We start from the raw sequence: 24,700 nt of genomic DNA, 5'->3' as shown, positions 1-24,700 counted from the left end.
AATGATTCAATATGGGCGATGTAAATACACTCCTTTTCATAGCTTCTGATGTCCGCTCAGGTTCTACTTTACTAGATCAATTACTAGGAGCTCACAAACAGATCCAGAGTGTAGGGGAGCTTCATCACCTAGATTCGCATATAAAACGCAAAGGACCAGGTTGGTCCTGGGGATGGAAATGTTCTTGTGGCGATAATATCGACACTTGCCCCTTTTGGTTCAAAATTCAAACAGAAATAAAGCAACGAGGGGTACTGGATTGGACAGAAATCACAACGTGCAGTTCCAAAGACCCAAACGTCCTGAAAGGAGTTTTTCTATCAATCTTGGCATTAACTGTCCCTAGCCACACAATACGCCGCTGGCTCATGGGATTGCTCTATAATCTAGAAGAAGAGCTACAAACAGCAATAGTTAGAAATGAGATAGTGACTTGTGCATTTAATGTGTCTGGTTGCCACTTAGTTGTCGATTCATCTAAAAACCCAAATGTACTAATGGGCTATACATTATTAACTCCCCGTCCGCGACTAAAGGTTATCCATCTGATTCGCGATGGACGAGCAGTTAGCTTCTCAAAAAACCGTAGACACCACAGTCGTACTACATACAGTTTAATTGGTTTTATGCGTGGGATCACTTCTTGGCTCTATAAAAACTCTAGTATACTGGCTGTATTGAAGGAAATCCCTGCCCCCCAGAAGCTAGAAATACGCTACGAAGACCTTTGTGTTGCCCCTAGAAGGGAGTTAAAAAAAATCTGTGTTTTCCTTAACATACCATACAGTGATACGATGTCACAGATAGACCGAATAGGAAGGCATAACATAGGTGGGAGTCCGTCTCGATTTGACATATCGGCATGTGATATTCGACTAGACATAAGATGGAGTCAAAACTTGCGTACTTTGCAAAAAACAATATATGCATTATTAGTAGGATGGTTCGGACGTCAGTTTGGATACCCTGTCTGGTATAGCTTTACAAAAGACCGGTTTCAGGCAGATATCAACAAGAACAACGACAGCAGTAATAGGAAATAAGGCATGACAACAATACTTATTGGTGGAGATGTCTGTCCTGTAGGATCTAACGAGATTTTGTTTCAAACAGGCGATGCCCAAGCAATCCTTAATGACCTCCTCCCTGTGTTCAGGCAAGCCGATTTTACGGTACTCAATCTTGAATGTCCGCTCATTGAAAGGGAAAGCCCAATTGAAAAAAGTGGGAATTGTCTGGGAGTATCTAGCGACTGTTCCCAAGGACTTGTTTCGATAGGGATTAATGCAGTCAACCTCGCCAACAACCACATTCTAGACCATGGCGAGCAAGGATTACGCAGTACTCTGTCTGCCTGTAAAAATGCAGGCATCAATTCCTTTGGTGCCGGTGTCAACCAGAGAGACGCCAGCCAAGTTTTTGTCCATGAAATTAATGGACAGCGTTTCGGTTTTTTGGGCATAGCTGAACATGAATTCAGTATCGCGGAAAAAAACAAGGGAGGAGCTAATCCTATTGACATAATTGAGATAGTGCGAGTTTTGCGTCACACCCGTAACAAACACGACTTTCTCACTGTATTAGTCCACGGTGGCAAAGAGCACTATCCATATCCTACTCCACGTCTTCAGCAGTTATGCCGATTTCTAATCGAGGAAGGTGCAGGTGTTGTTATTTGCCAGCACTCACATTGTATCGGCTGTTATGAATATTACCAAGGAGCCCTAATTGTTTACGGGCAAGGTAATCTTATTTTCGAACCGCGCCCCATGAGCAAACCATCTGTAATGCAGGGCATATTGGTTAAATTGTGTTTCGCACCTGACAACACTTTGCATGTAGAATGGATTCCTTTTTTACAATCATGTACAATACCTGGGATTAGGCGTATGACACCGAAACAATCCGATAAATGTCTTAACGGATTTGAGCAGCGCTCAAAGGAGATTATTAGCGAAGAAACAGTTCACAAGAAATGGCTAAAAACCTGTCTAGAAGAAAAATATTTACATGCAAGCCGAATTCGTGGTCACAACAGGTTACTACGAATACTGAATAAGAAATTACATTTTAGCGACTGGTTTTACAGAAAGAAAACAAAGATGCTTCAGCAAAATACAGTAACATGTGAAGTACACAGAGAAGCGCTTGAAACATTATGGCGTAATGAAAACATAGATTTTTAATTAAGACAACAATGTCCACATCCAAGCAAAACAGGATAACAAATTACCAATTTCTAGCGGATCGTTTCACTATGCGCTACCTTTATGTTGGAGTAGTGCTACTTGTTTTGTCGGACTGGCTTTATGATCTCGGCCTGGTTGATTTTCCTTTCAGTAAGAGCCTTCGTGCACTCCTGTTTGCCATGCTTTCTATCTATCTCCTACGCACAGGTTTCCAATTCCGAAAATTCAATTTCCCCTTTGGCCATCTTCTAACTTTCTATGCGGCACTAAATATCATTTACTCCGCACTTTCACTAAATATTCTAGATAATCTGTATTATTCCATAAGAATTATCTTTTGGTTGATTGCAACAGTGGTAGCTTATAGACTTTCTCTTTCAGGTATTTTCTCAAAAAAAAAATTGCAACAAATGATCATTTCAACAATTTTGATCAGTGCAGGCTTTACCATCTATTTTATGACATTACCCGAAACAGAAGCTGGACAAAATGCAGGCGCCTATCTTTTACTCTGGTGCCTTCCACTATTATTTATGACAGAAAAATCCCGATTGAAAAATTTTGGTTTTGCATTGGCCATCTTCGCAATTTTACTAACGGTTAAACGAGGAGCGATGATTGCCCTTGTCTTATCTCTTTTTGCTTACGGATTAACTTATATAATAATACATGGTAATATACGAAAACTCATCAAACTACTCAAAGTACTCATAATCCTGACAATCATCAGTTCGTATGCTCTAGCCACAAACTGGGATGCTATCCAAACGCGCTTCCAGGATACCAGTGGGTCGGGCAGAGACCGGATGTACTCAATGCTAATAAGCCATTGGATCCATAGCGAACCATCGAATATCATATTCGGCTTCGGTATTCAATCGGTACAAAGGTACACGGGATACATATACTACGGTGAGATCATGAATAAGAGCGGAAAATACGCTCACAGTGACTGGATTCAGCTGATGCACGATTTCGGTTTGCTGGGGATAAGTTTCTTAATATGGCTACATATCAAAATGTTAATACTTGTTTTGAAAAGCTATAAGATCCGTCATCCGTTTACACCATCTCTGGTTATGGGATATGTCATTTTGTTTTTAGTAAATATATACTCTGGACATCTAATGGCACCCGGGGCATTTTATTTTGGATTACTTATTGCTTACTCATCAGCAATATTAAGAAAAACACATGAACCTACAAAATCGCGCCCAAAATATGTTGGTGCGACATAGCAAGAGAACCAATGACCGTTAAAACCAAATACTATTTACTTCGGAGCTACCTGAATATCTTTCTTAAAGATATACGAAATTCCTTTCCCTTACCTATCCATCAAAAATGCTTGCTATGGCAACGTGGTTTTCTTGCAGAAAAGTATATTTTATATAATTTGAAAAAGAATAGTTATCAAAATTACTTATCAGATGTTCATGCCTCTATGGCCCGTTGGGTCAATGATCCCTATACAGATATCCTAAGTAATAAATTTTTATTTGCAAAAATTGCAGGGGATTATATCAAAGTACCGAAAACATACGGCCTGATTCTAAATGGGGAGCTGTTAGCTACATCTTTAGATACCGGTTTGCACACATGGAATGATTTTTTTCAGTACTGCCACAAAAGCCCTATCATCTTAAAACCAGTAGCTGGTGGCGGAGGTGATGGAATAATGCTTGTGGAAGAAAAAAATGGCACGATTTTCATTAATGGTAAAATGATAAAGAAAACTGACCTCATAGCTCAGTTAGAACAGCTGAACAATTACCTGATCACAGAATATATAAAACAAGGTACATTTCCACGTAGTCTAAACCCCACAACAACCAACACAATGCGAATTGTAACACTTATAGACAAAGATACCAAAAAACCTTTTATTGCACGCGCAGTCCAAAGAATCGGCAACAAGACCTCAGCTCCTCATGATAATTTCACCAAAGGAGGATTAAGTTCAATGATTGACTTTAAGACTGGCAACCTGAGTTCAGCCGCCACGCACCCTCATACACCATCTCTCAAATGGTATGAATCACATCCGGACACTGGGGCGCCTATAAAAGATTGCTCAGTTCCAAAATGGAATGAAGTCAAAGAACAATTGTTACAGGCTGCTGGCCATCTATCTTATCTAAAGTGTATCGGTTGGGATATATTGTTAACCGATGATGGGATTTGTGCCATTGAAGGCAACCATCATCCGGACCCAGATGTCTTACAGTGTCATGGTGGCTTACTACTAGATAACCGCACATTGCAATTTTATAAACACAATGACATAGTCTAATTAAAAAATAACTGGGGAAAATCTTCCCTATTTCAACAGCAATACAATAGGCGCCAATAATATGTGTGGAATTCTAGGGATCTATAATTTAAACGGTGCCCCATGTAGCCCCGCCGTACTAAAAAGGATGACAATCAGCCAACAGCATCGTGGGCCTGATGATAGTGGTATAAGAATGTTTTCTCTTACCCATCAAACTTCCTGCGAAATGTCCCCCAAAAAAACAGAAAAAAAAAAGAATGGTTCTTTCGAGGGAGGACTCGGATTCAACAGACTATCAATTCTTGATCTATCTTCAGATGGTCATCAGCCCATGTGTAACCATGATGGGAGTATTTTTATTGCTTTTAATGGCGAAATATACAACGCCTTTGATTACCAAAAAGAGTTATCTGCCGCAGGGTATACTTTCCGGAGTAAAACGGACACCGAAGTAGTTCTATACCTCTATGAGCACATCGGATTTGAAGCGATGCTTGATAGATTAAATGGTATGTTTGCAATTTGTATTGTGGATCTAAATAAGCGGGAAATTTTTCTAGCAAGAGACCATTTTGGCATTAAACCATTATATTGGGTGAAACAAGGTAACACAGTATTATTTTCTTCAGAGGTTAAATCGTTCCTCGAACATCCAGATTTTAGAGCAGAACTTGATAGGTCACATGTAGATGAATACTTAACTTTTCGTTATTGTGCTGATGAGGATTTCTTACTGAAGAATGTCAAACAATTACAACCAGGATATTTTCTACGCATTTCTTCCAATGGTATTACCAAAAAGCAGTACTGGGAAATAGGTACAAAAAACTATGATATCTCATTAGATGAGACTGCTATTCTAAACAAACTGGATCAACTACTTGGAGAAAGTGTTGAACGACAGCTAATAAGTGACGTGAAATTAGGGTGCCAGTTGTCTGGCGGTATAGATTCTTCTCTTGTAACTGCATATGCGCGGAGAAACTTTGGTGCAGACCTTGAAACATTTTCTATAGTCTTCCAAGACAATGAATTCTCAGAAGATAAATGGATTTCTCAGGCCGCTGCTAAATGCAATGTTCATAGTCATCGGTACATGATGGGCGTTTCAGATATCATCACATCATTCGACAAAGCAACTTGGCACCTTGATCAACCATTAAACCTGCCAAACTCACTTGGTATCTACCTTCTAGCCGAAAAATCGAAAGATATAGTAACAGTACTGCTTAGTGGAGAGGGTGCTGACGAGCTTTTTGGAGGCTACAGTCGCTACTACGATGTAGCATTGCGCTCAAGATTTACACCATTACTTCCAGGGCTGCAACTTATTCCGGGACTTGGTGGCCGATTAGCAAGAAAATTTAACACATCTCTTTCACCAGAGGATGCTTTCATACTAGCATCTGCTACTCTATCTTTTGATGATCTTAAAAAGTTACGCCCAGAAATGGATTGGAATAAAACATTAGGAAAGCGTCAAAATCTTCTTGGGCGATTCGACAGCGGACGGATAATAAAACAGTGCTTGAAATATGACATGCAAACTTACATGGTGGATCTTTTAGTAAGACAAGACAAAATGACCATGGCACACTCTATGGAAAATCGCGTTCCATTCCTTGATCGAAAACTTGTTGACTTTGTATACTCGCTCCCGGTTGACTACCTTGTTGGGGACTCCTTACAATTCAAAAACGGCTATAGTAAAAACACAAAGAAAATCCTCAAAAAACTGGCAGAACAAACATTTGACAACAACTTTGCGTACAGAACGAAATGTGGCTTCCCTCTGCCGCTAGAAGAATTCTTTAAGACACAATATTTTACGGACTACATGGAGCAATGCATCCTACCAGGAATTAAGAATCGAGGGGTATTTCAAGAAACAACTGTGCGCAATTGGTGGACACAACTCAAGATGTCAGGGCAAAAGAACGGGCGAAAAATATGGATAGCTGTGGCTTTTGAAATCTGGGCTCAAATTTTTTTAGACACATCCAACAACTCATACAGAGGCTTGTAAATGCTCAGTTACAAAACTATAATTGCAAAGAATATTCGGCATCTAATGCCACCTCCAATTAGGAATTTCCTTCTTCAGCACCCTGCAACCTTCTCTGCTAGAGGAGAAAAATGGCGAGAAGAAAATCCTTACCGCAACGAGTCACAAGAGTGGCTTGCTCCTGGGGACAGTAAATATCAGTTTGGCATAATTAAAGAGTTTTGGCATTTACACTGGCCTTTCATAGCTGCCTGCCGTGACTTAAATGTATCTTATAAAATTATAGATATCTCAGGACCTGATTGGCTTGATGTTTTGAAAAAATCTGGCTGTGATGCTTTTCTTTGTAGACCATCTGTACAGTATAAAACGTGGAAGGAAATGTACGATGAAAAACTCCGGATTTTTTCTGCAATTGATCCGCGTATTATTTTTCCTGACCCTGAAGCTCTTTGGATATGGGAGAGCAAAAGGCGAATGCATTATTGGTTAGATGCTCATAATATACCGCACCCAAAAAGTTGGGTGTTCTATAATAAAAAATACGCCATTGACTTCGCCTCACAATGCAATCTCCCTATTATATTCAAAAGCAATATGGGATCAGGTGCTTCTGGAGTTATAATATTTGACAATCGAGGCTCACTTCAAAGGCACATAACACATTGTTTTTCAAAAGGCTACTCAACATATCGCCGTATTAGAAATGACCGCGAATTTGGAAGTGTCTTTCTCCAAGAATACTTACAAGATGTTCGTGAATGGAGAACAGTTCGAATAGGCAATTCTTTCTTCGGATACGAAAAAGGTTCCTGCAATGGTTTGCATAGTGGGTCAAAACGTTTTTTTTACGGTCAACCGCCTGACGAGGTTCTGCATCTCACCAAAAAGATAACAGACATCGGAAAGTTTATGAGCATGAACATTGATATTTTTCTAACGTCAGATGGCCGACTTTTTGTTAACGAGTTGCAAGCTATCTTTGGGCAATCTGGCTCCCGTGAGATATGTCGCGTTGATAATCAAACTGGAAGAATGATATGGGATAAACATTCTGAGAAATGGATCTTTGAACCAGGAACGTTTTGCCAAAATTATTTATGCAATTTGCGTGTGGAAACGTTAATCAAACTATTAGACACTCGTAAAAACATTTCCGCCACACCGCAAGTAACACCCTAGTATGACACACAAAGTTCTAATCACCACAAATCCCTTGAATCACGAAGGAGGCGTTGTCAATTACTACCGTACTTTTTTGAAACACTTTAGAAGTGACACTATATCTCTTGTGCATTTAACCTTCGGTTCCCGAATGGAACATTTTTATTCCCCATGGAAAAAACTTATTCTGTATCCAGTATTCTACTGTTTTGATTTATTTCGATTTTTTGGGAGACTTTTGTCAGATAAAGATATCCTCATCGTCCAGGTAAGTCCGTCACTCATCCCAGTGCCCTTGGTGCGTGATGCCTTTATTGTAATGGCAGCCAAGTTACTAAGTCGCCGAGTAGTTGTTTTTTACCGCGGCTGGAAAGAAGATATCGTCAGTATGTTTAAAAAAAGATCATTTATTCGGAAAATATTCCAGTTTGTCTATGGCAGGGCGGATGTTACAATGGTACTTGCCTCTCATTTCAAGGAAGATCTGGTAGAGTTTGGATGGTGCCCTGATTCAATAAAGGTCACCACCACTATGTATGTTGCAGATGAGATCCTGCCTGCAAAAGATCGATCTAAAAAACGACCTCGCTTTTTGTTCCTTGGTCGCCTTTCTCATTTAAAGGGTATTGGCGAGCTGATTGATGCAGCCAAACTCTTGGCCGACAAAAATCTCGACTTTGAATTCCTTATGGTTGGACACGGGGATCGTAAAGGAGTCGTGGAGGACTATAAATCCAAAATCAAGGAATACAATCTCGGAAATCGTTTCCATTTCACCGGACGTTTGGAAGGGAAGGAAAAATATCAAGCCTTTGCAGACAGCGATATTTATGTATTCCCATCGTGGACGGAAGGATGCCCTACTAGTGTGCTGGAAGCACTGGGAGCTGGCCTGTTTATCATCTCAACTGATGTTGGTGCGTTGAGAGATATTATTGTTGCTGGCAAAAATGGTAAAATTGTCCGCTGCAGAGATCATCATCACTTAGCGGAAACAATGGCTTGGGCTTGTGATAATATTGAAGAGATCAGAAATTGCCGTCAAAAAATCCAAGAAGACGCTAAAAATCACTACACTACAGAAATTATTACTGAGCAGTTCGCAACGCTCTATCAGAGTTTAGTAGATGAATAAACCGGATTCACGACACAAGAGGATATTCATTGTTGGCCCAACAGAATCTCTTCTAACTAAAAGAGGGAACCGTCATCCTGCTCTAGCATTATTTCTTGTCAACCATGGGCATGAATTGGAATATCTCACTTCTGATTTCTATCATGCAGAAAAACGATGGTTTAGTAACGAAGAAATAGGTGAGGCCGAGGATCGTGCACCATATCATCTGACTGTAATGAAATGCCTGGGCTACCAGTCAAATATTTCCCCACGCCGGATCATATCTAACATTCTATTGTCATTGAAGTTTTTCTTTTACCTATTACCACGTCTTAATAAAAAAACTGCTCTCATCCTTCCATCAAGACCCGTGGAAATGATTTTCGCGGCTGCAATACTAAGAATTTTAAAAAAGAATACAGTATTACTTGATATCCAGGATGTATGGCCTGACATGCTCCCGCCCACACAGCGAATCAAGAAAATAGCATTCTACTCATACTGCAATTTACTCCTTTACCCATCGCTCAGATTTATTAATTTATTTATTCATACTGCCCCATCATTTACTAACTGGCTTAACAGATATGCACCAGGGAAAAAATCAATATTCATTCCTTTAGGATACGATAGAGCACGGTGGCCTGTGGATTCTGCGATGAAGCCATTGCATAATGGAGAACAAATAAAGCTGGTTTGCGTAGCCAAATTGCAACACCAGATTGACTGTTCGCCCATTGTAGAAGCAATTAAAGGTGATACCAAATTCCATTTCAGTATTGTCGGTGAAGACGGGACGGGCGACAGGTATCAAGAGATTACTCAGCTTATTGAACAATATAAGATTAATAACGTCTCAATAACTGGTAAAGTTGCACCAGAGGAAGTTCCAACAATTCTTCAAAGGATGCATATTGGTGTTGTCCCAATGATATCACCATCTATCCCAAACAAGGTATTTGATTATGTCGCTTCTGGCATACCAATACTTGTGCTGGGTGATTTTGACAGCTCACAGTTTGTCCTAGAGCACCAAATTGGATGGTCTTGTTCTTTTAACAAGGAAAGTGTGTCTCAGCTGCTAGATTCTCTCACTGTTGAGGACATAATCAATAAAAGCAAGGCAGTCATTCAAATTAGAAATTCCTTTTCTCGTGATGTATTATTTGAAAAAATAGATGATTTACTAAAATAATTTTTATTCGGGAACCTCGCTCAATGCAACAACTCGCCCAAAAACTAAAAGACGGCAACATGAAAACAATCGAAGTCCCTTGGCCGTCACTCTCCTCGGGTTGTATATTGGTTCGTAACCACTACTCCCTCATAAGTGCGGGCACCGAAGGCAGTACTGTCAAAACTGCACGAAAAGGCCTTATCGGCAAAGCCAAAGAAAGACCCCAACAGGTTAAACAGGTTATCGATGTATTAAAAACCCAAGGGCCGGTACAAACGTATCGAGCTGTCATGAAAAAACTCGATGCTTACTCCCCCCTTGGTTACTCCTGTGTCGGGGAAGTCATTGATGTTGCACCTGACATAACAGAATTCCAAATTGGTGATGTAGTTGCCTGCGGTGGTTTATCCGCCAATCATGCCGAGATTGTATCTGTACCAAAAAACTTATGCGTCAAGGTAAATGGGGACGTGAAAGGTGAAAGGAGTGAGGCGCGAGGAGACAAACTGCTGAAACAAGCTGCATATAACACCCTTGGTGCCATTGCTATGCAGGGGGTTCGTCAGGCCGACCTGAGGCTTGGAGAGACATGTGCGGTTATAGGCCTTGGTTTGCTTGGCCAACTGTCGTGTTTGTTTTTGCAGGCTTCAGGGATACGGGTAATTGGTCTGGATGTTGATCAGTCTGCAGTTAAACGGGCCCGGGAAAATTGTGCCGATCTGGCCTTTGCTCTTGGAGAGACAGGTGTGGCTGATTCCATTTCGGCATTTACCAGTGGCCTTGGTTGTGATGCTGTTATTATTACTGCCGCAACAGATAGTCTAGGGCCAATCAACTTTGCCGGTGAGATTGCTAGAAAGAAGGGTAAAGTCATTGTTTCTGGTGCTGTTCCCACAGGGTTTGACCGGGATCCATATTACTATCGTAAAGAACTGGATATTCGCATGTCATGTTCCTACGGTCCTGGGCGATATGATATCAATTATGAAGAAAAAGGGATTGATTACCCTGCTGCCTATGTTCGCTGGACGGAAAATCGTAATATGGCAGCTTTTCAGGAACTCATCCGTACAGAAAAGATCAATCTGGACTTTCTAACCACCCATGAATTCTCGCTGGAGGATGCACCTGAGGCTTACGACATGGTGGTTAACCGCAGTGAGCCCTTCCTTGGAATCCTTATTAAATATGATGTGAAAAAGCCACTTAAGAGAGAAAAGATCCCTGTAGCCCCGGTAAAGGCTGCCGGGAAAATAGGATTGGCTTTTATCGGTGCAGGAAGTTACGCCCAAGGAAGCTTATTACCCAATATCCCTGGGAACGACTCTGATATTGTCAATAAAGGGGTAATGACCTCATCCGGTACCACCTCAAAAACGGTTGCAGAGAAGTTTTCCTTTGAATTCTGTACTTCTGACAAAGCAGATATCTTTGGCAATACGGAAATAAACACTGTCTTCATCTCCACCCGGCACAACAGTCATGCTGAATATGTATTGGAAGCGCTGCAAACTGCTAAAAACGTTTTCGTGGAAAAACCCCTCTGTCTGACCCTTGGAGAACTGGCTGAGATAGAAAATGCCGCAACTGGTGACAGTCACTTAATGGTAGGATTTAACCGTCGTTTTGCTCCACTTGTCCAGATCATGAAAGATAAGCTTGGCAGTGGTTCCATGTCTATGCTCTACCGGGTCAGCGCTGGTTCCATTCCCGCTGACTCCTGGATCCAGGATGGTACAATTGGTGGAGGACGAATTCTTGGCGAAGTTTGTCATTTCATTGATTTCATGTCTTTTATGTGTGGCTCTTTGCCCAAGTCTGTCTACTCCTCTGCGCTTCCCGACCCTCAAAGTTTAAACGATACCGTTAGCATTAATCTGGAATTTGAGGATGGCTCTATCGGTACTATAGCCTATTTTGCCAATGGCGCTAAATCGTTGGCGAAGGAGTATGTTGAGATATATACAAGTGGATCAACGGGGATTATTCGAGATTACAAAGAACTGGAGATTCATGGTTCCGGCAAAGTTTTCCGAAAAAAACTCATGGGACAGGATAAGGGCCAGAAGAAGATGCTTGGTGACTTCTTAGGCGCCATCAAGGATGGTGGTGTTCCACCGATTACACCTGATGAGATATTTGCTGTTACCCGTGCTACTTTTGCTGTTTTGGAATCTTTGAGACGGCGTGAAGTGGTTTTGTTGAGCCATTAACCATGCAGGAGATAAAAGCTTTGAGAGTTATAAATGACTGATATTAACCCACTGCAGTACTTCCTGTCGTTTCTATTATTTACCGGTTCCGAAACATTACTCACCACCATTGATGCAGGGCGTTTTGATAGTGAGACTATCATCAGGGACTCTATAACTATCCGCTGTGATCTTTTTACCGAACTGGAATCAGTGCTTGGGTTTATAAAAAAGCATATAAGCAAACGGTATTTAATCACAGGGAAGGCCCAAAGAGATGAGGTGTGGGAATATCCAATGGAAGCAGTGCGAGAGATCGTGCTGAATATGATAGTCCATCGCGACTACCGTGCTGCCTGCGACTCAACTATAAAGATTCATTCTGATAAAATCGAATTTTTCAACCCAGCCGAATTACCCGCTTCAATCACCATCGAATCCATTCTCTCCGGTACCAACCCTTCGGTACCTCATAACAAACAGATAGCCTCCATTTTTAGAGAGGCTGGATTGATAGAAAAATATGGCTCGGGAATCAAAAGAGTGTTACAGGCCATCCATCAGGTAAAAGGCAGGACTCCTGCTTTTGAGTATTCCAGTGGTTTTTTTAAGGTTACTTTATATCCTATGGGTAGCCTGAATAAGGAAACGAATACGGATGTGGAAACCACCCCCCATGTTACCCCCCATGTTACCCCCCATGACACCCCCCATGACACCCCCCATGTTGTAAGACTACTTAGAGTTTGCACTGAGCCAACAAATAGGGAACAATTACAAATACGTTTAGGAATTAAAGATCGAAAATATTTTTATAAGGCCTATCTGAATCCCGCCTTAAAAAGTGGCTTTATTGAGTACACAATACCTGACAAACCCAGCAGCAAACTGCAACAATACAGATTAACAGAACTTGGCAGGAAATATATTGGAAATCAGTAACCAAAAGTAACTCGACTTGAAATTTTACTTTATGGGAATAAGCATCGTATCAATTTGATCAAATCAGGACACCCGATGTCCCTATAAATGTCCCTCTAAATGACCATTAAACGATTTAAATTTTACTTCTACAGACTAAAGCGATCTTCTCTCGCGGAATTACGCCACAGATTAGCTGACTATCTGTTCTTAAAAAAAATAACGATCAAACCGAATTTCTATAAAAAAGACCTCACCTTTGACCTCGAAAAAACAGCAAACACTAACCTTATAGTTCCGAAAATATTATCTTCAGTCAGTTCCGAGGTAATCACCCAGCTTTTGCATGGAAAAGAATTTACCCTTGGCGAAAATGCAGCGTTGATTCAAAATTTTGCAGACAGATGGAAAGATAGCCTTTTTGTAGAGGTGAAACAAAAAAAAGGAGACCCGGACATTCGTTCAGTATGGGAACCTGCGAGATTACAACACCTGATGATCTTGTTGCAACATCTGTCTGCGGACTGCAATGCTGAGACATATGAATTAATTCAACATGCTGTTCAAGACAAACTATTTGAATGGCTGGCACGGAACCCCTTTCTCCATGGGCCACATTATATGTCTATGATGGAATGTGGTTTACGTATCCCTGTCTTCATTAAAGCCTTCCAAAATTTAGAGCATTTGAGTGATGCCCAACGAAACAAACTTTTGTTGACGATTTTTCAGCATGGCTGGTTAGTCAGAAATCGTTTGTCCCTTTACTCTTCTTTAGGTAATCACACGGTGAGTGAATCTCTCGGTTTGATTATGGCCGGTGGTCTGTTTCAACAAAGCATACAAGGGCAGGAATGGCAAAGAACAGGAATAGACCTTTTAGAACAGGAATGTTGTCACCAGATCCTTGCTGACGGCGGCCCGGCAGAACAATCTTTTGCCTATCATCGTTTTGTTCTGGATCTTTACTGGTTGGCAATCCATTTTCTTACCGACAATAAGCTCCATGATTGTTCCGAGATGCAACAACGTGTTACGCTTGGCGAAACATTTATGCAGACGATTCAACATGAGAATGAATCATTACCTATGATTGGAGACAGCGATGATGGTTTTGCTGTTGCTCCCTACCTGTTTCCATTACGAAAAATCCTACCCACCAGCAATCTACCAGAACCTTTTGAATCTTTTACCGATAGTGGCTATTCTCTTTTAAGGGACAAAAACGGCTTACGTGTTCTCTTTGATCATGGCATACTTGGCATGGAACCATTGAACAATCATGGCCATGCGGATTGTCTATCTATCTTTGTCTCGGTTGGGGATAAAGATTTTCTTATTGATCCGGGAACCTTTCAATACAATGGTGACACGACCCTACGCCGATATTTCAAAAGTACAAATGCCCACAATACAGTATGCATAGATGGGCGTGATCAAGCCAGACAACTCACCAGTTTTGTCTGGGATCATTCGTTTACGGTCTCCTGCAACCACAGAGTTACCGATGAAGGGCAGCACATTGTTACCGGTACTCACAACGGTTATGTTCTGCAAAACTTAGCTGTCAGCCACAGCCGTACGCTGACTTTTGATCCTGATGGAATTTTAACCATTGAAGACAGCTTTGCAGGTGGTGGTAATCATGAATATTCGCTGCATTTTCACCTCCATCCGTTGGTGACAGTTGAAAAAGAAGGGAATTGCCTTTATTTACATCATGACAATATCGTCATGTCTCTTACCATCAATGCCGATACAATCAATCTCCTGCGTGGGCAACAAGCCCCCTTTGCAGGTTGGTACTCTCCAGCCTATGGCAAGAAAGAGCCAACCACCACCATCCAGGTCATTAAATGTGGTTTCCCCGACAACGTCTCTTTTACAACCACTATTTCTGTCATTAAAGAATGAGGTCATACTGACATGAGATACCCGATATTAAATATCTGGACCGATGCTGTCAGCATGGCTGAAGCCTTGCAAAAAGTCAGCGATTTCGTTGATCATGGCGACCGTCCCCACACTATTTTTGCAACCAATCCGGAAAAGAATTTTTCTGTGCCTGCAGATCCGTTCTTGTATAATTGTTTCAAGAATGCAGACCTGCTTTTACCCGATGGTATTGGTATGGTGCTTGGAGCTAAAATACTGCATGGTGCCCAAATATCCAGGGTTCCCGGTTGTGAATTCATGCAGGAGACCTGTGCTTTATCTGCCAGGCAGGGGTATAAGATATTTATTTATGGTGCTAAAGAAGAAGTGAATAAAAAAGCAGTTGAGATCCTTGAAGAACGTTTACCTGGCTTGCAGGTTGCAGGACGTTGTAATGGGTATTGGCCTGAAGACCAAATGGACATGCTTGTGGATAAAATTAATGAATCCAAAGCTGTGATTCTTTTTCTGGCTCTTGGTTCACCTAAACAGGAGAAGTGGTTCGCAAGGCATCAGGACAAGTTAAAACACATTCGTGTCTGTCAGGGGATTGGCGGAACCCTGGATGTTATTACCGGTACGGTGAAAAGAGCCCCTGAGATTTTCTGTAAATTGGGTCTTGAATGGTTTTATCGGTTACTGGCAGAGCCCAGACGCATAAAAAGACAAATGGTATTACCTGTTTTTGCATGGCAGATATTTATGACAAAAATTGGATTCAGGAAATAGAGAGCAATAATGAAGATAATTAATATTGTCGGTGCAAGACCAAACTTCATGAAAATGGCCCCAATCATTGACGCTATGAATCAGCACCCTGAGCAGATAGAGCATTTACTTGTACATACTGGGCAGCACTATGATGAAAAGATGTCCAAGGCATTTTTTAATGATCTGGGTATGCCAAAGCCAGATATCGATCTGGAAGTTGGATCAGGTAGCCATGCTGAGCAAACGGCAAAGATTATGGTGCTGTTTGAAAAAATCTGTCTCAGGGAAAAGCCTGATCTTGTAATCGTTGTTGGCGACGTAAATTCAACCATGGCCTGTACCATTACAGCTAAAAAACTTGGTATCAAAGTTGCGCACGTAGAAGCTGGGTTACGTTCAAGGGACATGGAAATGCCCGAAGAAATCAACAGGCTCTGTACCGATGTGCTTTGCGACTATCTCTTTATTACCGACCATTTTGCCGATGAGAACCTACGCGCGGAAGGAGTAGCAGCAGAAAAGATCATTTTTGTGGGTAATGTGATGATTGACACGTTACTGAAACACAAGGCCATGGCGACACAATTAAATCTGTTATCCAAACTTGGCCTACGGAAAAAGGGCTACGCTACCCTGACAATGCATCGCCCATCCAATGTTGACGACAAAGAAACACTTGAAGAAATTTTAGGGGCTTTAAAGACAATCAGTAAAGACCTTCCTATTATTTTCCCTATCCATCCCAGAACGAGAAAAATGATAGAGCAGTTTGGCTTATCACATTATCTAAATATGGATACGGTCGTCAGTGGGATATGGATTACTGAGCCAATGGGCTATCTCGATTTTCTCCATTTAAACATGAATGCCAAACTGGTTTTAACGGATAGTGGTGGTTTGCAAGAGGAGACCACTGTTCTGGGGGTTCCATGCATCACCATGCGACACAACACAGAACGACCAATCACCTGCGAAGTAGGAACAAACGTAATCGTTGGAAATAGTGGCCAAAAAATAATTGCTGCGGCTCAAGCTGCATTAAGTGGTAATGGGATAGAAAGACGGATTCCTGACAAATGGGATGGCCATTCAGCAATTCGTATAGTGGACTGGCTGATCAAACATGAATCAAAATAATTGCCAACACCTCATCCTCTATTCCCTGAAAACAATTGAGCCATCAGCTTTACGCAAGAAAGTTGTTGAGGCGATAAATGATGGTATAGACCTGAATCATTTTTTTTCACTCGCCACACGCCACGGACTTCTACCATTAATTCACTCATCATGGAACAATTGTTGCCCGGAACTGATACCAGAGAATATTGCTGCTGATATTAAAAGAACCGTGCGGTCTATTGGCATATCCAACCTTGGTAAAGTCGGTGTGTTGATTCAGCTTATCAACTTACTTACTGAACATAATATTTCAGCTGTCGCTTTCAAAGGCCCGCTACTTGCCTGTAATCTCTATAACGACCTCTCTCTTCGTCCATTTTGTGATCTCGATGTCCTTGTAAGTATAAATGATGTCTCTTCCGTCTATGAAATCCTCAATAAATCAGGATATACCCCTGAAATCCAATTTTCACATTCACAGCTGAAGCACCTTATAAAAACGGAAGACAATCTGAATTTCATCCACTCTCAATCCGGCGTTATCGTGGAATTGCATTGGGAGTTATCTGGCCGGTGTTTGCCACACGCGTTAACAATGGATGTTTTTCAAGATCGCCTGATTGACGCTCAATTACTGAACTACACTGTTCCTTCACTAAGCAATGAGGATCTTCTTATCTATCTTTGCATTCACGGTTCCAAACATATCTGGGGTCGCCTGGAATGGTTGTTTTCTGTTCATGAAATTGTCACACAAAACAAAAAGATGGATTGGAATTTGGTCCTTTTTCTTGCAGAACAATGGTCTGCAAAAAGAATGGTTGCGACAGGGCTGCTTGCAGCACAACGTCTCTTTGCAACAGAGATGCCAAAGAAAGTCATGGAAATTCTGAGGCTGGACCAACACGCATTAAATATGGCTACATCGGTGGAGAATATCTTTCTTGATCCTGCAAAGAGCAATACAATCCAGGGCGAAAACAGCCGTTTCACTTCCTGGCAACTTAAGTGCATGGATTCGAACATGGCACGGTTACGGCTTATTCTGACAATGCTGTTTAATCCTACCATTGAAGACTACCGCAGATTTACGTTTCCTGGAAAGTTATGCTACCTCTACAATGTGTGCCGTCCTTTTCGTCTGGGTTGGGAAGGTGTAAAAAAGATTTTTCAATAGATGCTTGTAACTTTACCTTTACCCATTGATTGATAAAAGACCCAGGGTCAGGCTTGACAAACTGACAAACTGACAAACTGACAAACTGACAAACTGACAAACAATCTTCGCCGAGGACACGACTGTGTCAAGAAAACGGACTGGGGTCGCATCTTAATTATTAGTTATTGCCTTCCTGAGCCTATTGACTTACCTGCTCAATTTACGATCCTTTGTAATTTTTCCTTCGATTATTCCATGCCTGACAGCTACGCCAGCTCCAGATATTCCAAAGTAGCGGCTCGAGCCGACACCGCTTTCCCCTGTCATTTTCTTCGTACGGGATTTTAGGTGAACATACCGAGATAATTGCTTTAAACATTCGTCAACGGACGGGGGCTCAACAATTAATAATTAAGATGCGACCCCGTTGTCTTTTTTCAAAAATTCACCACTTTTTCCTCTTATACAACTCTGCACCATGTATTGACAATAGCTATACAGAGATATATGGTTCCTGTATGTGCAATATTGTACTGAAAAGGAGAAACCGTTATGAAACCAAGTAACACAACAGCACGTCGCACATCTGTAATTAGTCTCCGTGCATTTCCGGAACAGAGGGAGCTGATTGGTCAGGCTTGTGCTGCAAGTCACAAAAAGATGACCGATTTTATCCTTGAAGCGTCATGTCGTGAGGCTGAGCAAGTTTTGTGTGATCGGCGTAATTTTGTCTTGGATGATAAAGCATTTTCTGATTTTGAGAAAGCTTTAGAAACGCCACTTAATGAAAACAAAGCTATCCGTAAGCTACTGTTATCAAAAGCACCGTGGGAAAAATAAGCGCTCCTGAACAATTGACAGCGAATCACCTATTAAGTGGTTTTGATTGTGGAACAGTTTCACTCAACGAATGGCTTATCCACCGGGCATTGAAAAACGAACAGAGTGGCGGGTCACGCACGTATGTGGTTTGTTTTAAAAATCAGGTGATAGGGTACTATGCTCTAGCTGCTGGAAGCGTTGCTCGTGCTGAAGCGACAAACCGCATAAAAAAGAATATGCCTGATCCTATCCCTGCTCTAGTGCTTGGTCGCTTGGCGGTTGATTGTAACTGGCAGGGGCAGAATATTGGCCGAGGTTTGTTAAAAGATGCTCTTGCCCGAGCAATTAACGTTTCCGAACAGGTCGGTGTCCGTGTTATTATCGTCCATGTTCTTAATGATAAGGCAGAAGCCTTTTATCGTAAACACGGCTTTACGAACAACAATATCGTCTCCAACACATTGATGCTTCCGTTGTTATAAGGTTGATGCCAATTCTCTTCTCGATGTATTTACTCTTCGGAATCAGGGGCAGGCTTGACAAATTGACATTTCCTTATAGTCTCTTAAAACAATCCGTCACACAGAACCGGAGGGTGAAATGAACATAAAACTCACATTACGACTTGATGACCACCTGATCGAATCTGCAAAAGAATATTCTGCTAAAACGGGTAAATAAGTCTCAAAGATTTTCTCAGACTTTTTCGTAATTATTAAAAACGGAAAATTAAAAAAGAACTACCAGGTCACTCCAACTGTTCAGTCCCTTAAGGGTGTCGTAAAAGACTCTGATATTTCTCAAAACGGCTACAAGAAATACCTGGAAGAGTCACAGATGCAGCCGTAATTGACACCCCGCAAATCATTAAAACTCTGAAGGCTCTCTTGAGCTCCTCCTCAGTTAGAAAGTAATGCTTAAGCTGCTGCTTACCCCGCTCTCCCTGGTTGCAACATACAGGGCAGCTTTGAGTTGTTACAGGTCTCAACCCAAAGAAAAAACGATAAACCAGTATTTCTACCTATTTACTTCTCAGCACATGTCCTTTAGGATGCTCTCCTTGCCTTAAGAATTTTCCTGAAATATTTTTGGTAAAAAGATGGCAAGTCTGTATTCTTTTACCCGTATCTTTGATACATTTACATTATCGAAGTGACACGTTCTCCACAAGCAATTCTGCTCCCTGATGGTGATGTTGTGAAATTATGATTCACTCGGATGTCCGCCCCATACTTATTTTTTTAATAGCACTTTTCGTGACTATGTTCATACTGCCCAAGCTTGCAAACATAGCCAAAAAGATAAATTTGCTCGACTGGCCCAGTGAACGGAAGGTACACGTGGACCCAAAACCCCTCGTGGGTGGTCTTGGTTTTGTCATTTCCGCCTGTTTTGCAGCGGCACTTATTATGCCGGCAACCGGCCTAAGGGGTTTTTTTGCGGGATTAACGGTGATGCTGTTTATCGGGTTTCTCGACGATTTGAAAGAGTTGGGACATCGTCAGAAATTCATGGGCCAGATCCTTGCTGTCGCCCTCCTCATTTATTTTAGTAATATCAGGTTGGTTTCCTTCGGCAATCTTCTCGGGCTGGGAGATATTATTATTCCGGGATACTGGCTGTCTGTTCTTATATCTATTTTTTGTCTTCTAGGGGTCATCAATGCCATCAACCTTATTGACGGGCTGGATGGCTTGGCCGGCGGGATTGGCTTTGTTGCGTTTTTGTTATTTGCCGCTCACGCCTCTCTTGCCCAAAATCAGACATTTTTACTTCTGAACCTGGCTTTTGCAGGTGCTCTATTGGGATTTCTTCGTTTTAACTGGCATCCGGCCAAGCTCTTTATGGGCGATGCCGGAAGTCTGTCACTGGGATTTGCCCTTGCCTTTATGTCACTTGGAATGACGCAGGGCGACAATGCCTGCATGTCTCCCATATCTGCCCTGTTAATTCTCAGTATTCCCATTGCCGACACGCTGACAGTGATGACAAAGAGGATCCTCCAGGGAACCAGTCCGTTTCATGCTGACAAAAAACATTTACATCATATTTTCATGCGCTATGGATTCAGCCGCGAAAACACCGTAAAAATTATTATCGGTCTCAGTATCCTTCTTGGCAGCATCAGTATTGTGGGACGAATTTATAATTTGACCGACTCCACTCTCTTCCTGTTTTTTGCAATCTACCTGATCTTTTATTTTATTTCGTCATTCTTTATCCTGGATCTGCTGCGCTACAGTTGCAGATTCCGCAGAAAACGTGATTCCTGCGGTGCTCCCTGTAAAGCTCTCAAGTTCATATGTCAGTCTCTTGACATTTTTAACATTATACGCAGTGATACAAGGCATGCTGTCTCTATTCCCGCCCGGTATTACACCACCGAAAAGGACAGATACCTGGATGGAACGATAACCAATATATCCAAAAGCGGCTTTATGGCCTCAATCCCGCAACTGACAACGCTGGAATCGACATTTTTCACCAAAATCAACTTTGAGAACCAGGATTCCGCAAACATTCCACCATTGGAATTTACCATTGAGCATCTGTGGATTGCAACACAGGATGAAAAGCACATCCATGGATTCAAATTCAAGGATCTTACAGCGGAGCAGAAATCCGTATTAAACCTATTCACCAATACATTAAAAAAATCCAAGCCATGAAAATTCTCACCTGTGCGGGAATGACGGAAAAAAGCTGAGCTTTCTAATCCGTAACATGCTTTTCAGCAAATTGAGCCATCAATTCATGAATGTTATAGGGTGGACGGACTTTAAAGTAGTGATCGACAATGGAATGACCAACTTCATGAGCGAGAACCCGAAGGCTGGCATCCTCTGCTGAAATATAAATTGTTTTTTCGGAGAGCGAATAATAGGCTATATGACTCACCCGTTTACCGTATTTTTGTTTGTAAATACGAGCGACATCACCGGAATCCCCAACAACAACGAGACGAACATGGTATTTTCCGGGAAACATATCGAGCACAACCTGGACCTTCTCAATAATAATATCTGCCTTGGCCAGAACCTCGTCGGCCATAGTAACGACATTGTTCTTTCGCATTGAATAATTCAGTTTCTTATTCAAACGCATATTATCATTAAATTCCCGCAACACCTCGTTATTAGTGTATGTAAGGGTTGCGTATCGGCTTTTGTGCTCCCCTGCCAGAACAGTATTAACTGCACCGGGCAGCCAGAGTAAAAGCACGAGAACTGAAAGCTGTATTTTACTCATCAAGAATTTGGTATGTCACGACAATCTCCCGGATAATCTTATTTTGCCGGGCAATGGAACTCTGAATAGAAGCACAATCTTCAGCAGTTGTTTCCGATTGTTCGATGGAAGAATATTGTGCCAGAAGATCGTCAATATTTTTAGATCGCTTTCTGATTTCCCCTATATTTTTAGATAATTGACTATTGAACTGATTGAGTTTTGCCGCCAGTTCCTTACCTTCATCTTTTTCCCGCAAATAAACGACATCATCAAGCTGCCCACTCACCATATTATCAACAGCTCGCTCAAGACGAAACATGGGACCGGCAAGTCTGTGGGTTATAAACATCGCACAGACCACCACAATTGCACTTCCCAAAACTATGAAAATCCAGTGGGCTGTCACTAATTCCTTGATCAGTATAAAAGGGGTCTGACCAAGGCGCAGGTCATTATTCTGATAGGTCATAGTCATACTGTCTGCAGACAAAAGTGTAAGAATAACTGCAAACACAAGGCACCCAACAACCATAAAAAGAAAATATCCGAGAATCAGCTTGCCCTGGAAATTCTTTTTAATAAAATAATTTCTGCGTTTATAACGATTCCTAGTCATTCTTTGCTTCCTCACCATATACAACGACGGATGCTTTCTTACGCAAACTGGCTATCCAGCTATCGATCTCAGCAGCTTTCTTGTAATCAACCAGAAGTTCAGCCACCCTTTTTCGATCATAAGGTACTGGTTCAAAACCATCTGCATCTTCTACTTTATCTAAAGAAATCATACTGACCTCGGTTCCGGTCTCAAACTGCATAACATTTTCCCCAGGCTTCAGATTGGCTAGTATCAACCGTAGCGATTCGGACAAATCATCAAAAAGCACGCTGTTTTGACGCCCCTGTTCGCTCAGGATCTTCCCGTTTTCTGCCGGAGTCCTGGTAAAGGTGAACATTTTTCCGGAACAGGAGAGATAGCGATCTATATCTTCTTCACCAACAGTCACCGTAATTGATTGCAGTTTACGATCCGTAAGAACCTTGATAAGAGACTGCTCGTAATAATCTTTGAGGGCCTTACGGAAATCATTCTCCTTGTCAATACCAAGCCGTTGCGCCTCATCAAGTAAGAGCTGCCTCGTCACAAAAGAATTAACGGAATCATTTGCTTCTCCAGAATGATAGCCCTGTTTACGGGATTGATCATCAACCTGTTTCTGTGAGATCATATGCCCATTGACACTGAGAGCAGTATCTCCAGACTTTGTACTTCCTGAGGGCCAAATATAATATAACGTAACCACTGAACTCAAGGCGACGACCGCTAGAATAGTAAAAAGGTATTTCATTTTTATTCCTGATAAGGGTAGAATTTAACAATCTCTCTCATAATCAAACCGTAAACCATGCGATAATAGCAAGAAAAATATCAATAGAAAATCGCTATCACTGCCAATTAACAATCCCTTGTGGTTTTTTATAGTGGTTAGGTTTATAAAACTTCACTAAAATGATATAATAACAAATCAAATTATGAGAAAATTCCTTCAACACACTTCCAAGGTGATTCCATGAAAGTCAAAAAAGCTGTCTTCCCGGTTGCAGGACTGGGTACTCGTTTTCTTCCTGCGACGAAGGCCATGCCAAAAGAAATGCTGCCCGTTGTCGATAAGCCTCTTATTCAATATGCGGTTGAAGAGGCGTTGGCGTCAGGAATTGAACAATTAATCTTTGTCACTGGCAGTGGAAAGGGAGCACTTGAAAACCATTTTGACCGATCCTTCCAGCTCGAAGAGACCCTTAAAGATCGTCATAAAGTTGAACTTTTAAAAGAAATCGAATCCCTTGTGCCTGAGTCAGGAACTATCATTTACACCAGACAGAGCGAACCTTTAGGTCTTGGCCACGCGATCTGGTGTGCTAGAGATATTATCGGGGACGAGCCCTTTGCCGTTCTCCTGGCAGACGATCTGATCAAAAGCGAGACCCCTGTACTCTATCAAATGATTAAGGAATTTGATCGGCTGAGAGCATCTACCGTTGCAGTCATTGAGGTTCCAAAGGAAGAGACCTCAAAATATGGTATTCTTGATGCTAATCCCACAACGGAGGCAACCTTCCGCATAAATGGGATGATCGAGAAACCGGCTGCTGAAGAAGCACCATCCAATATGGCGGTAATTGGCCGGTATATCCTGACTCCAAAAATATTTGACATCCTTGGTGGCCAGGGGAAAGGTGCTGGGGGTGAAATCCAACTCACAGATGCCATGTCGCAACTCCTTAAAGAACAGCCTATTTTTGGCTATCGTTTCGAAGGTACCCGCTTTGACTGTGGCGATAAGGCTGGATTTCAGATGGCGAACCTTGCATTTGCGCTTGAACACCCTGAGATTAAGGATATTTTGTTGCCTTATTTGAAGGAGATGTTTTGTTGAGGGCTGTGCACGTGAGACCGTCGGGGATTACCTTCGGTTTCTCTCTATAGCCTTTGGATCTTTACGAGAACTAAAATATCAGGTAAATCTCTCCAAACGCTTGGGCTTTATCAACCAACAAGATACAACATCAATTGAACCAAAAATCGAAGAAATAGAGAAAGTATTAAGCGGCCTAATCCGCTCACTACGTCAAAATTAATATTTTCCCTTTACTTCAGCCTAAAAACCTTAACCCTTCAGCC

23 protein-coding genes are annotated in these 24,700 nt (G+C 41.7%); 20 read left to right on the top strand and 3 right to left on the bottom strand.

Annotation, left to right across the window (positions count from 1 at the left end; genetic code table 11):
* Positions 1-11: 11 nt before the first annotated feature.
* The 18 genes from UWK_RS20165 to UWK_RS08895 all read left to right on the top strand — a co-directional run bounded on the left by UWK_RS20165 (position 12) and on the right by UWK_RS08895 (position 21,455).
* Complete coding sequence (locus UWK_RS20165; RefSeq protein ID WP_015404054.1) at positions 12-1,043, top strand: sulfotransferase family protein; 1,032 nt, start codon at positions 12-14, stop codon at positions 1,041-1,043.
* Between the two features lie 3 nt (positions 1,044-1,046).
* Positions 1,047-2,186 (top strand): CapA family protein, encoded by a 1,140-nt coding sequence (locus tag UWK_RS08970; protein ID WP_015404053.1) that lies wholly within the window; start codon positions 1,047-1,049, stop codon positions 2,184-2,186.
* An 11-nt stretch (positions 2,187-2,197) separates the two neighbouring features.
* Complete coding sequence (locus UWK_RS08965) at positions 2,198-3,427, top strand: O-antigen ligase family protein (protein ID WP_083907257.1); 1,230 nt, start codon at positions 2,198-2,200, stop codon at positions 3,425-3,427.
* Between the two features lie 11 nt (positions 3,428-3,438).
* On the top strand, positions 3,439-4,482 hold the full coding sequence (locus UWK_RS08960; protein WP_015404051.1) for a sugar-transfer associated ATP-grasp domain-containing protein: 1,044 nt from the start codon (positions 3,439-3,441) through the stop codon (positions 4,480-4,482).
* Between the two features lie 61 nt (positions 4,483-4,543).
* On the top strand, positions 4,544-6,490 hold the full coding sequence (gene asnB, locus UWK_RS08955; RefSeq protein WP_015404050.1) for an asparagine synthase (glutamine-hydrolyzing): 1,947 nt from the start codon (positions 4,544-4,546) through the stop codon (positions 6,488-6,490).
* Positions 6,491-7,651: an ATP-grasp domain-containing protein gene (locus tag UWK_RS08950; protein ID WP_015404049.1), complete on the top strand. Its 1,161-nt coding sequence runs from the start codon at positions 6,491-6,493 to the stop codon at positions 7,649-7,651.
* Between the two features lie 220 nt (positions 7,652-7,871).
* The gene (locus tag UWK_RS08945) at positions 7,872-8,768 is read left to right on the top strand and encodes a glycosyltransferase family 4 protein (protein ID WP_167320737.1); all 897 of its coding nucleotides are present in this window, start codon (positions 7,872-7,874) and stop codon (positions 8,766-8,768) included.
* Entirely contained in the window at positions 8,761-9,945 is a 1,185-nt protein-coding gene (locus UWK_RS08940; RefSeq protein ID WP_015404047.1) for a glycosyltransferase, read from the top strand. The genes UWK_RS08945 and UWK_RS08940 overlap by 8 nt, the downstream gene beginning before the upstream one ends.
* A gap of 59 nt (positions 9,946-10,004) precedes the next feature.
* Positions 10,005-12,140 carry a bi-domain-containing oxidoreductase gene (locus UWK_RS08935; RefSeq protein WP_208598463.1) on the top strand — a complete coding sequence of 712 codons (2,136 nt, stop codon included), beginning with the start codon at positions 10,005-10,007 and terminating at the stop codon, positions 12,138-12,140.
* 33 nt (positions 12,141-12,173) lie between these two features.
* A complete protein-coding gene (locus UWK_RS08930) occupies positions 12,174-13,061 on the top strand; it encodes a Fic family protein (RefSeq protein ID WP_015404045.1) in 888 nt (295 codons plus the stop codon).
* A gap of 99 nt (positions 13,062-13,160) precedes the next feature.
* Positions 13,161-14,954 carry an alginate lyase family protein gene (locus UWK_RS08925; RefSeq protein WP_015404044.1) on the top strand — a complete coding sequence of 598 codons (1,794 nt, stop codon included), beginning with the start codon at positions 13,161-13,163 and terminating at the stop codon, positions 14,952-14,954.
* Between the two features lie 12 nt (positions 14,955-14,966).
* Positions 14,967-15,704 (top strand): WecB/TagA/CpsF family glycosyltransferase, encoded by a 738-nt coding sequence (locus UWK_RS08920; protein ID WP_015404043.1) that lies wholly within the window; start codon positions 14,967-14,969, stop codon positions 15,702-15,704.
* Between the two features lie 9 nt (positions 15,705-15,713).
* Positions 15,714-16,823 carry a non-hydrolyzing UDP-N-acetylglucosamine 2-epimerase gene (gene wecB, locus UWK_RS08915; protein WP_015404042.1) on the top strand — a complete coding sequence of 370 codons (1,110 nt, stop codon included), beginning with the start codon at positions 15,714-15,716 and terminating at the stop codon, positions 16,821-16,823.
* The gene (locus UWK_RS08910) at positions 16,810-17,982 is read left to right on the top strand and encodes a nucleotidyltransferase domain-containing protein (RefSeq protein WP_015404041.1); all 1,173 of its coding nucleotides are present in this window, start codon (positions 16,810-16,812) and stop codon (positions 17,980-17,982) included. The genes wecB and UWK_RS08910 overlap by 14 nt, the downstream gene beginning before the upstream one ends.
* Positions 17,983-18,516: 534 nt before the next feature.
* Positions 18,517-18,804 (top strand): type II toxin-antitoxin system TacA family antitoxin, encoded by a 288-nt coding sequence (locus UWK_RS08905; protein ID WP_015404040.1) that lies wholly within the window; start codon positions 18,517-18,519, stop codon positions 18,802-18,804.
* A complete protein-coding gene (locus UWK_RS08900) occupies positions 18,792-19,268 on the top strand; it encodes a GNAT family N-acetyltransferase (RefSeq protein WP_015404039.1) in 477 nt (158 codons plus the stop codon). The genes UWK_RS08905 and UWK_RS08900 overlap by 13 nt, the downstream gene beginning before the upstream one ends.
* Positions 19,269-19,386: 118 nt before the next feature.
* Positions 19,387-19,467 carry a DUF6364 family protein gene (locus UWK_RS20160; protein ID WP_407637481.1) on the top strand — a complete coding sequence of 27 codons (81 nt, stop codon included), beginning with the start codon at positions 19,387-19,389 and terminating at the stop codon, positions 19,465-19,467.
* Positions 19,468-20,126: 659 nt separating this feature from the next.
* Positions 20,127-21,455, top strand: coding sequence for an MraY family glycosyltransferase (locus UWK_RS08895; RefSeq protein ID WP_167320736.1), 1,329 nt, complete (start codon positions 20,127-20,129; stop codon positions 21,453-21,455).
* 43 nt (positions 21,456-21,498) lie between these two features.
* Here the strand turns inward: UWK_RS08895 and UWK_RS08890 are convergent, their stop codons facing one another.
* Genes UWK_RS08890 through UWK_RS08880 form a run of 3 tightly spaced genes read right to left on the bottom strand, consistent with a single transcriptional unit; the run spans position 21,499 to position 23,366 of the window.
* On the bottom strand, positions 21,499-22,035 hold the full coding sequence (locus UWK_RS08890; RefSeq protein WP_015404037.1) for a hypothetical protein: 537 nt from the start codon (positions 22,033-22,035) through the stop codon (positions 21,499-21,501).
* A complete protein-coding gene (locus UWK_RS08885) occupies positions 22,028-22,633 on the bottom strand; it encodes a methyl-accepting chemotaxis protein (RefSeq protein ID WP_015404036.1) in 606 nt (201 codons plus the stop codon). The genes UWK_RS08890 and UWK_RS08885 overlap by 8 nt, the downstream gene beginning before the upstream one ends.
* Entirely contained in the window at positions 22,626-23,366 is a 741-nt protein-coding gene (locus UWK_RS08880; RefSeq protein WP_015404035.1) for a hypothetical protein, read from the bottom strand. Before UWK_RS08880 ends, UWK_RS08885 begins: the two co-directional genes overlap by 8 nt.
* A gap of 222 nt (positions 23,367-23,588) precedes the next feature.
* Between UWK_RS08880 and galU the strand changes: the two genes are divergently transcribed.
* Positions 23,589-24,455: a UTP--glucose-1-phosphate uridylyltransferase GalU gene (gene galU, locus UWK_RS08875; protein ID WP_015404034.1), complete on the top strand. Its 867-nt coding sequence runs from the start codon at positions 23,589-23,591 to the stop codon at positions 24,453-24,455.
* A gap of 46 nt (positions 24,456-24,501) precedes the next feature.
* Positions 24,502-24,657 (top strand): four helix bundle protein, encoded by a 156-nt coding sequence (locus tag UWK_RS20155; protein WP_407637480.1) that lies wholly within the window; start codon positions 24,502-24,504, stop codon positions 24,655-24,657.
* Positions 24,658-24,700: the final 43 nt, after the last annotated feature.

Source organism: Desulfocapsa sulfexigens DSM 10523, assembly GCF_000341395.1.
GTDB classification, from domain to species: Bacteria; Desulfobacterota; Desulfobulbia; order Desulfobulbales; family Desulfocapsaceae; genus Desulfocapsa; species Desulfocapsa sulfexigens.
The sequence above is the reverse complement of the archived record's forward strand: the minus strand, read 5'-3'. Positions and strand labels throughout refer to the sequence as shown.

Coding starts and splice junctions, on each gene's coding strand:
- UWK_RS08970 (WP_015404053.1), top strand. CDS start 1,047: ATGACAACAATACTTATTGGTGGAGATGTCTGTCCTGTAGGATCTAAC.
- UWK_RS08920 (WP_015404043.1), top strand. CDS start 14,967: ATGAGATACCCGATATTAAATATCTGGACCGATGCTGTCAGCATGGCT.
- UWK_RS08885 (WP_015404036.1), bottom strand. CDS start 22,633: ATGACTAGGAATCGTTATAAACGCAGAAATTATTTTATTAAAAAGAAT.
- asnB (WP_015404050.1), top strand. CDS start 4,544: ATGTGTGGAATTCTAGGGATCTATAATTTAAACGGTGCCCCATGTAGC.
- galU (WP_015404034.1), top strand. CDS start 23,589: ATGAAAGTCAAAAAAGCTGTCTTCCCGGTTGCAGGACTGGGTACTCGT.
- UWK_RS08940 (WP_015404047.1), top strand. CDS start 8,761: ATGAATAAACCGGATTCACGACACAAGAGGATATTCATTGTTGGCCCA.
- UWK_RS08950 (WP_015404049.1), top strand. CDS start 6,491: ATGCTCAGTTACAAAACTATAATTGCAAAGAATATTCGGCATCTAATG.
- UWK_RS08935 (WP_208598463.1), top strand. CDS start 10,005: ATGAAAACAATCGAAGTCCCTTGGCCGTCACTCTCCTCGGGTTGTATA.
- UWK_RS08925 (WP_015404044.1), top strand. CDS start 13,161: ATGACCATTAAACGATTTAAATTTTACTTCTACAGACTAAAGCGATCT.
- wecB (WP_015404042.1), top strand. CDS start 15,714: ATGAAGATAATTAATATTGTCGGTGCAAGACCAAACTTCATGAAAATG.
- UWK_RS08880 (WP_015404035.1), bottom strand. CDS start 23,366: ATGAAATACCTTTTTACTATTCTAGCGGTCGTCGCCTTGAGTTCAGTG.
- UWK_RS08890 (WP_015404037.1), bottom strand. CDS start 22,035: ATGAGTAAAATACAGCTTTCAGTTCTCGTGCTTTTACTCTGGCTGCCC.
- UWK_RS08905 (WP_015404040.1), top strand. CDS start 18,517: ATGAAACCAAGTAACACAACAGCACGTCGCACATCTGTAATTAGTCTC.
- UWK_RS08965 (WP_083907257.1), top strand. CDS start 2,198: ATGTCCACATCCAAGCAAAACAGGATAACAAATTACCAATTTCTAGCG.
- UWK_RS08960 (WP_015404051.1), top strand. CDS start 3,439: ATGACCGTTAAAACCAAATACTATTTACTTCGGAGCTACCTGAATATC.
- UWK_RS20165 (WP_015404054.1), top strand. CDS start 12: ATGGGCGATGTAAATACACTCCTTTTCATAGCTTCTGATGTCCGCTCA.
- UWK_RS08910 (WP_015404041.1), top strand. CDS start 16,810: ATGAATCAAAATAATTGCCAACACCTCATCCTCTATTCCCTGAAAACA.
- UWK_RS08930 (WP_015404045.1), top strand. CDS start 12,174: ATGACTGATATTAACCCACTGCAGTACTTCCTGTCGTTTCTATTATTT.
- UWK_RS20160 (WP_407637481.1), top strand. CDS start 19,387: ATGAACATAAAACTCACATTACGACTTGATGACCACCTGATCGAATCT.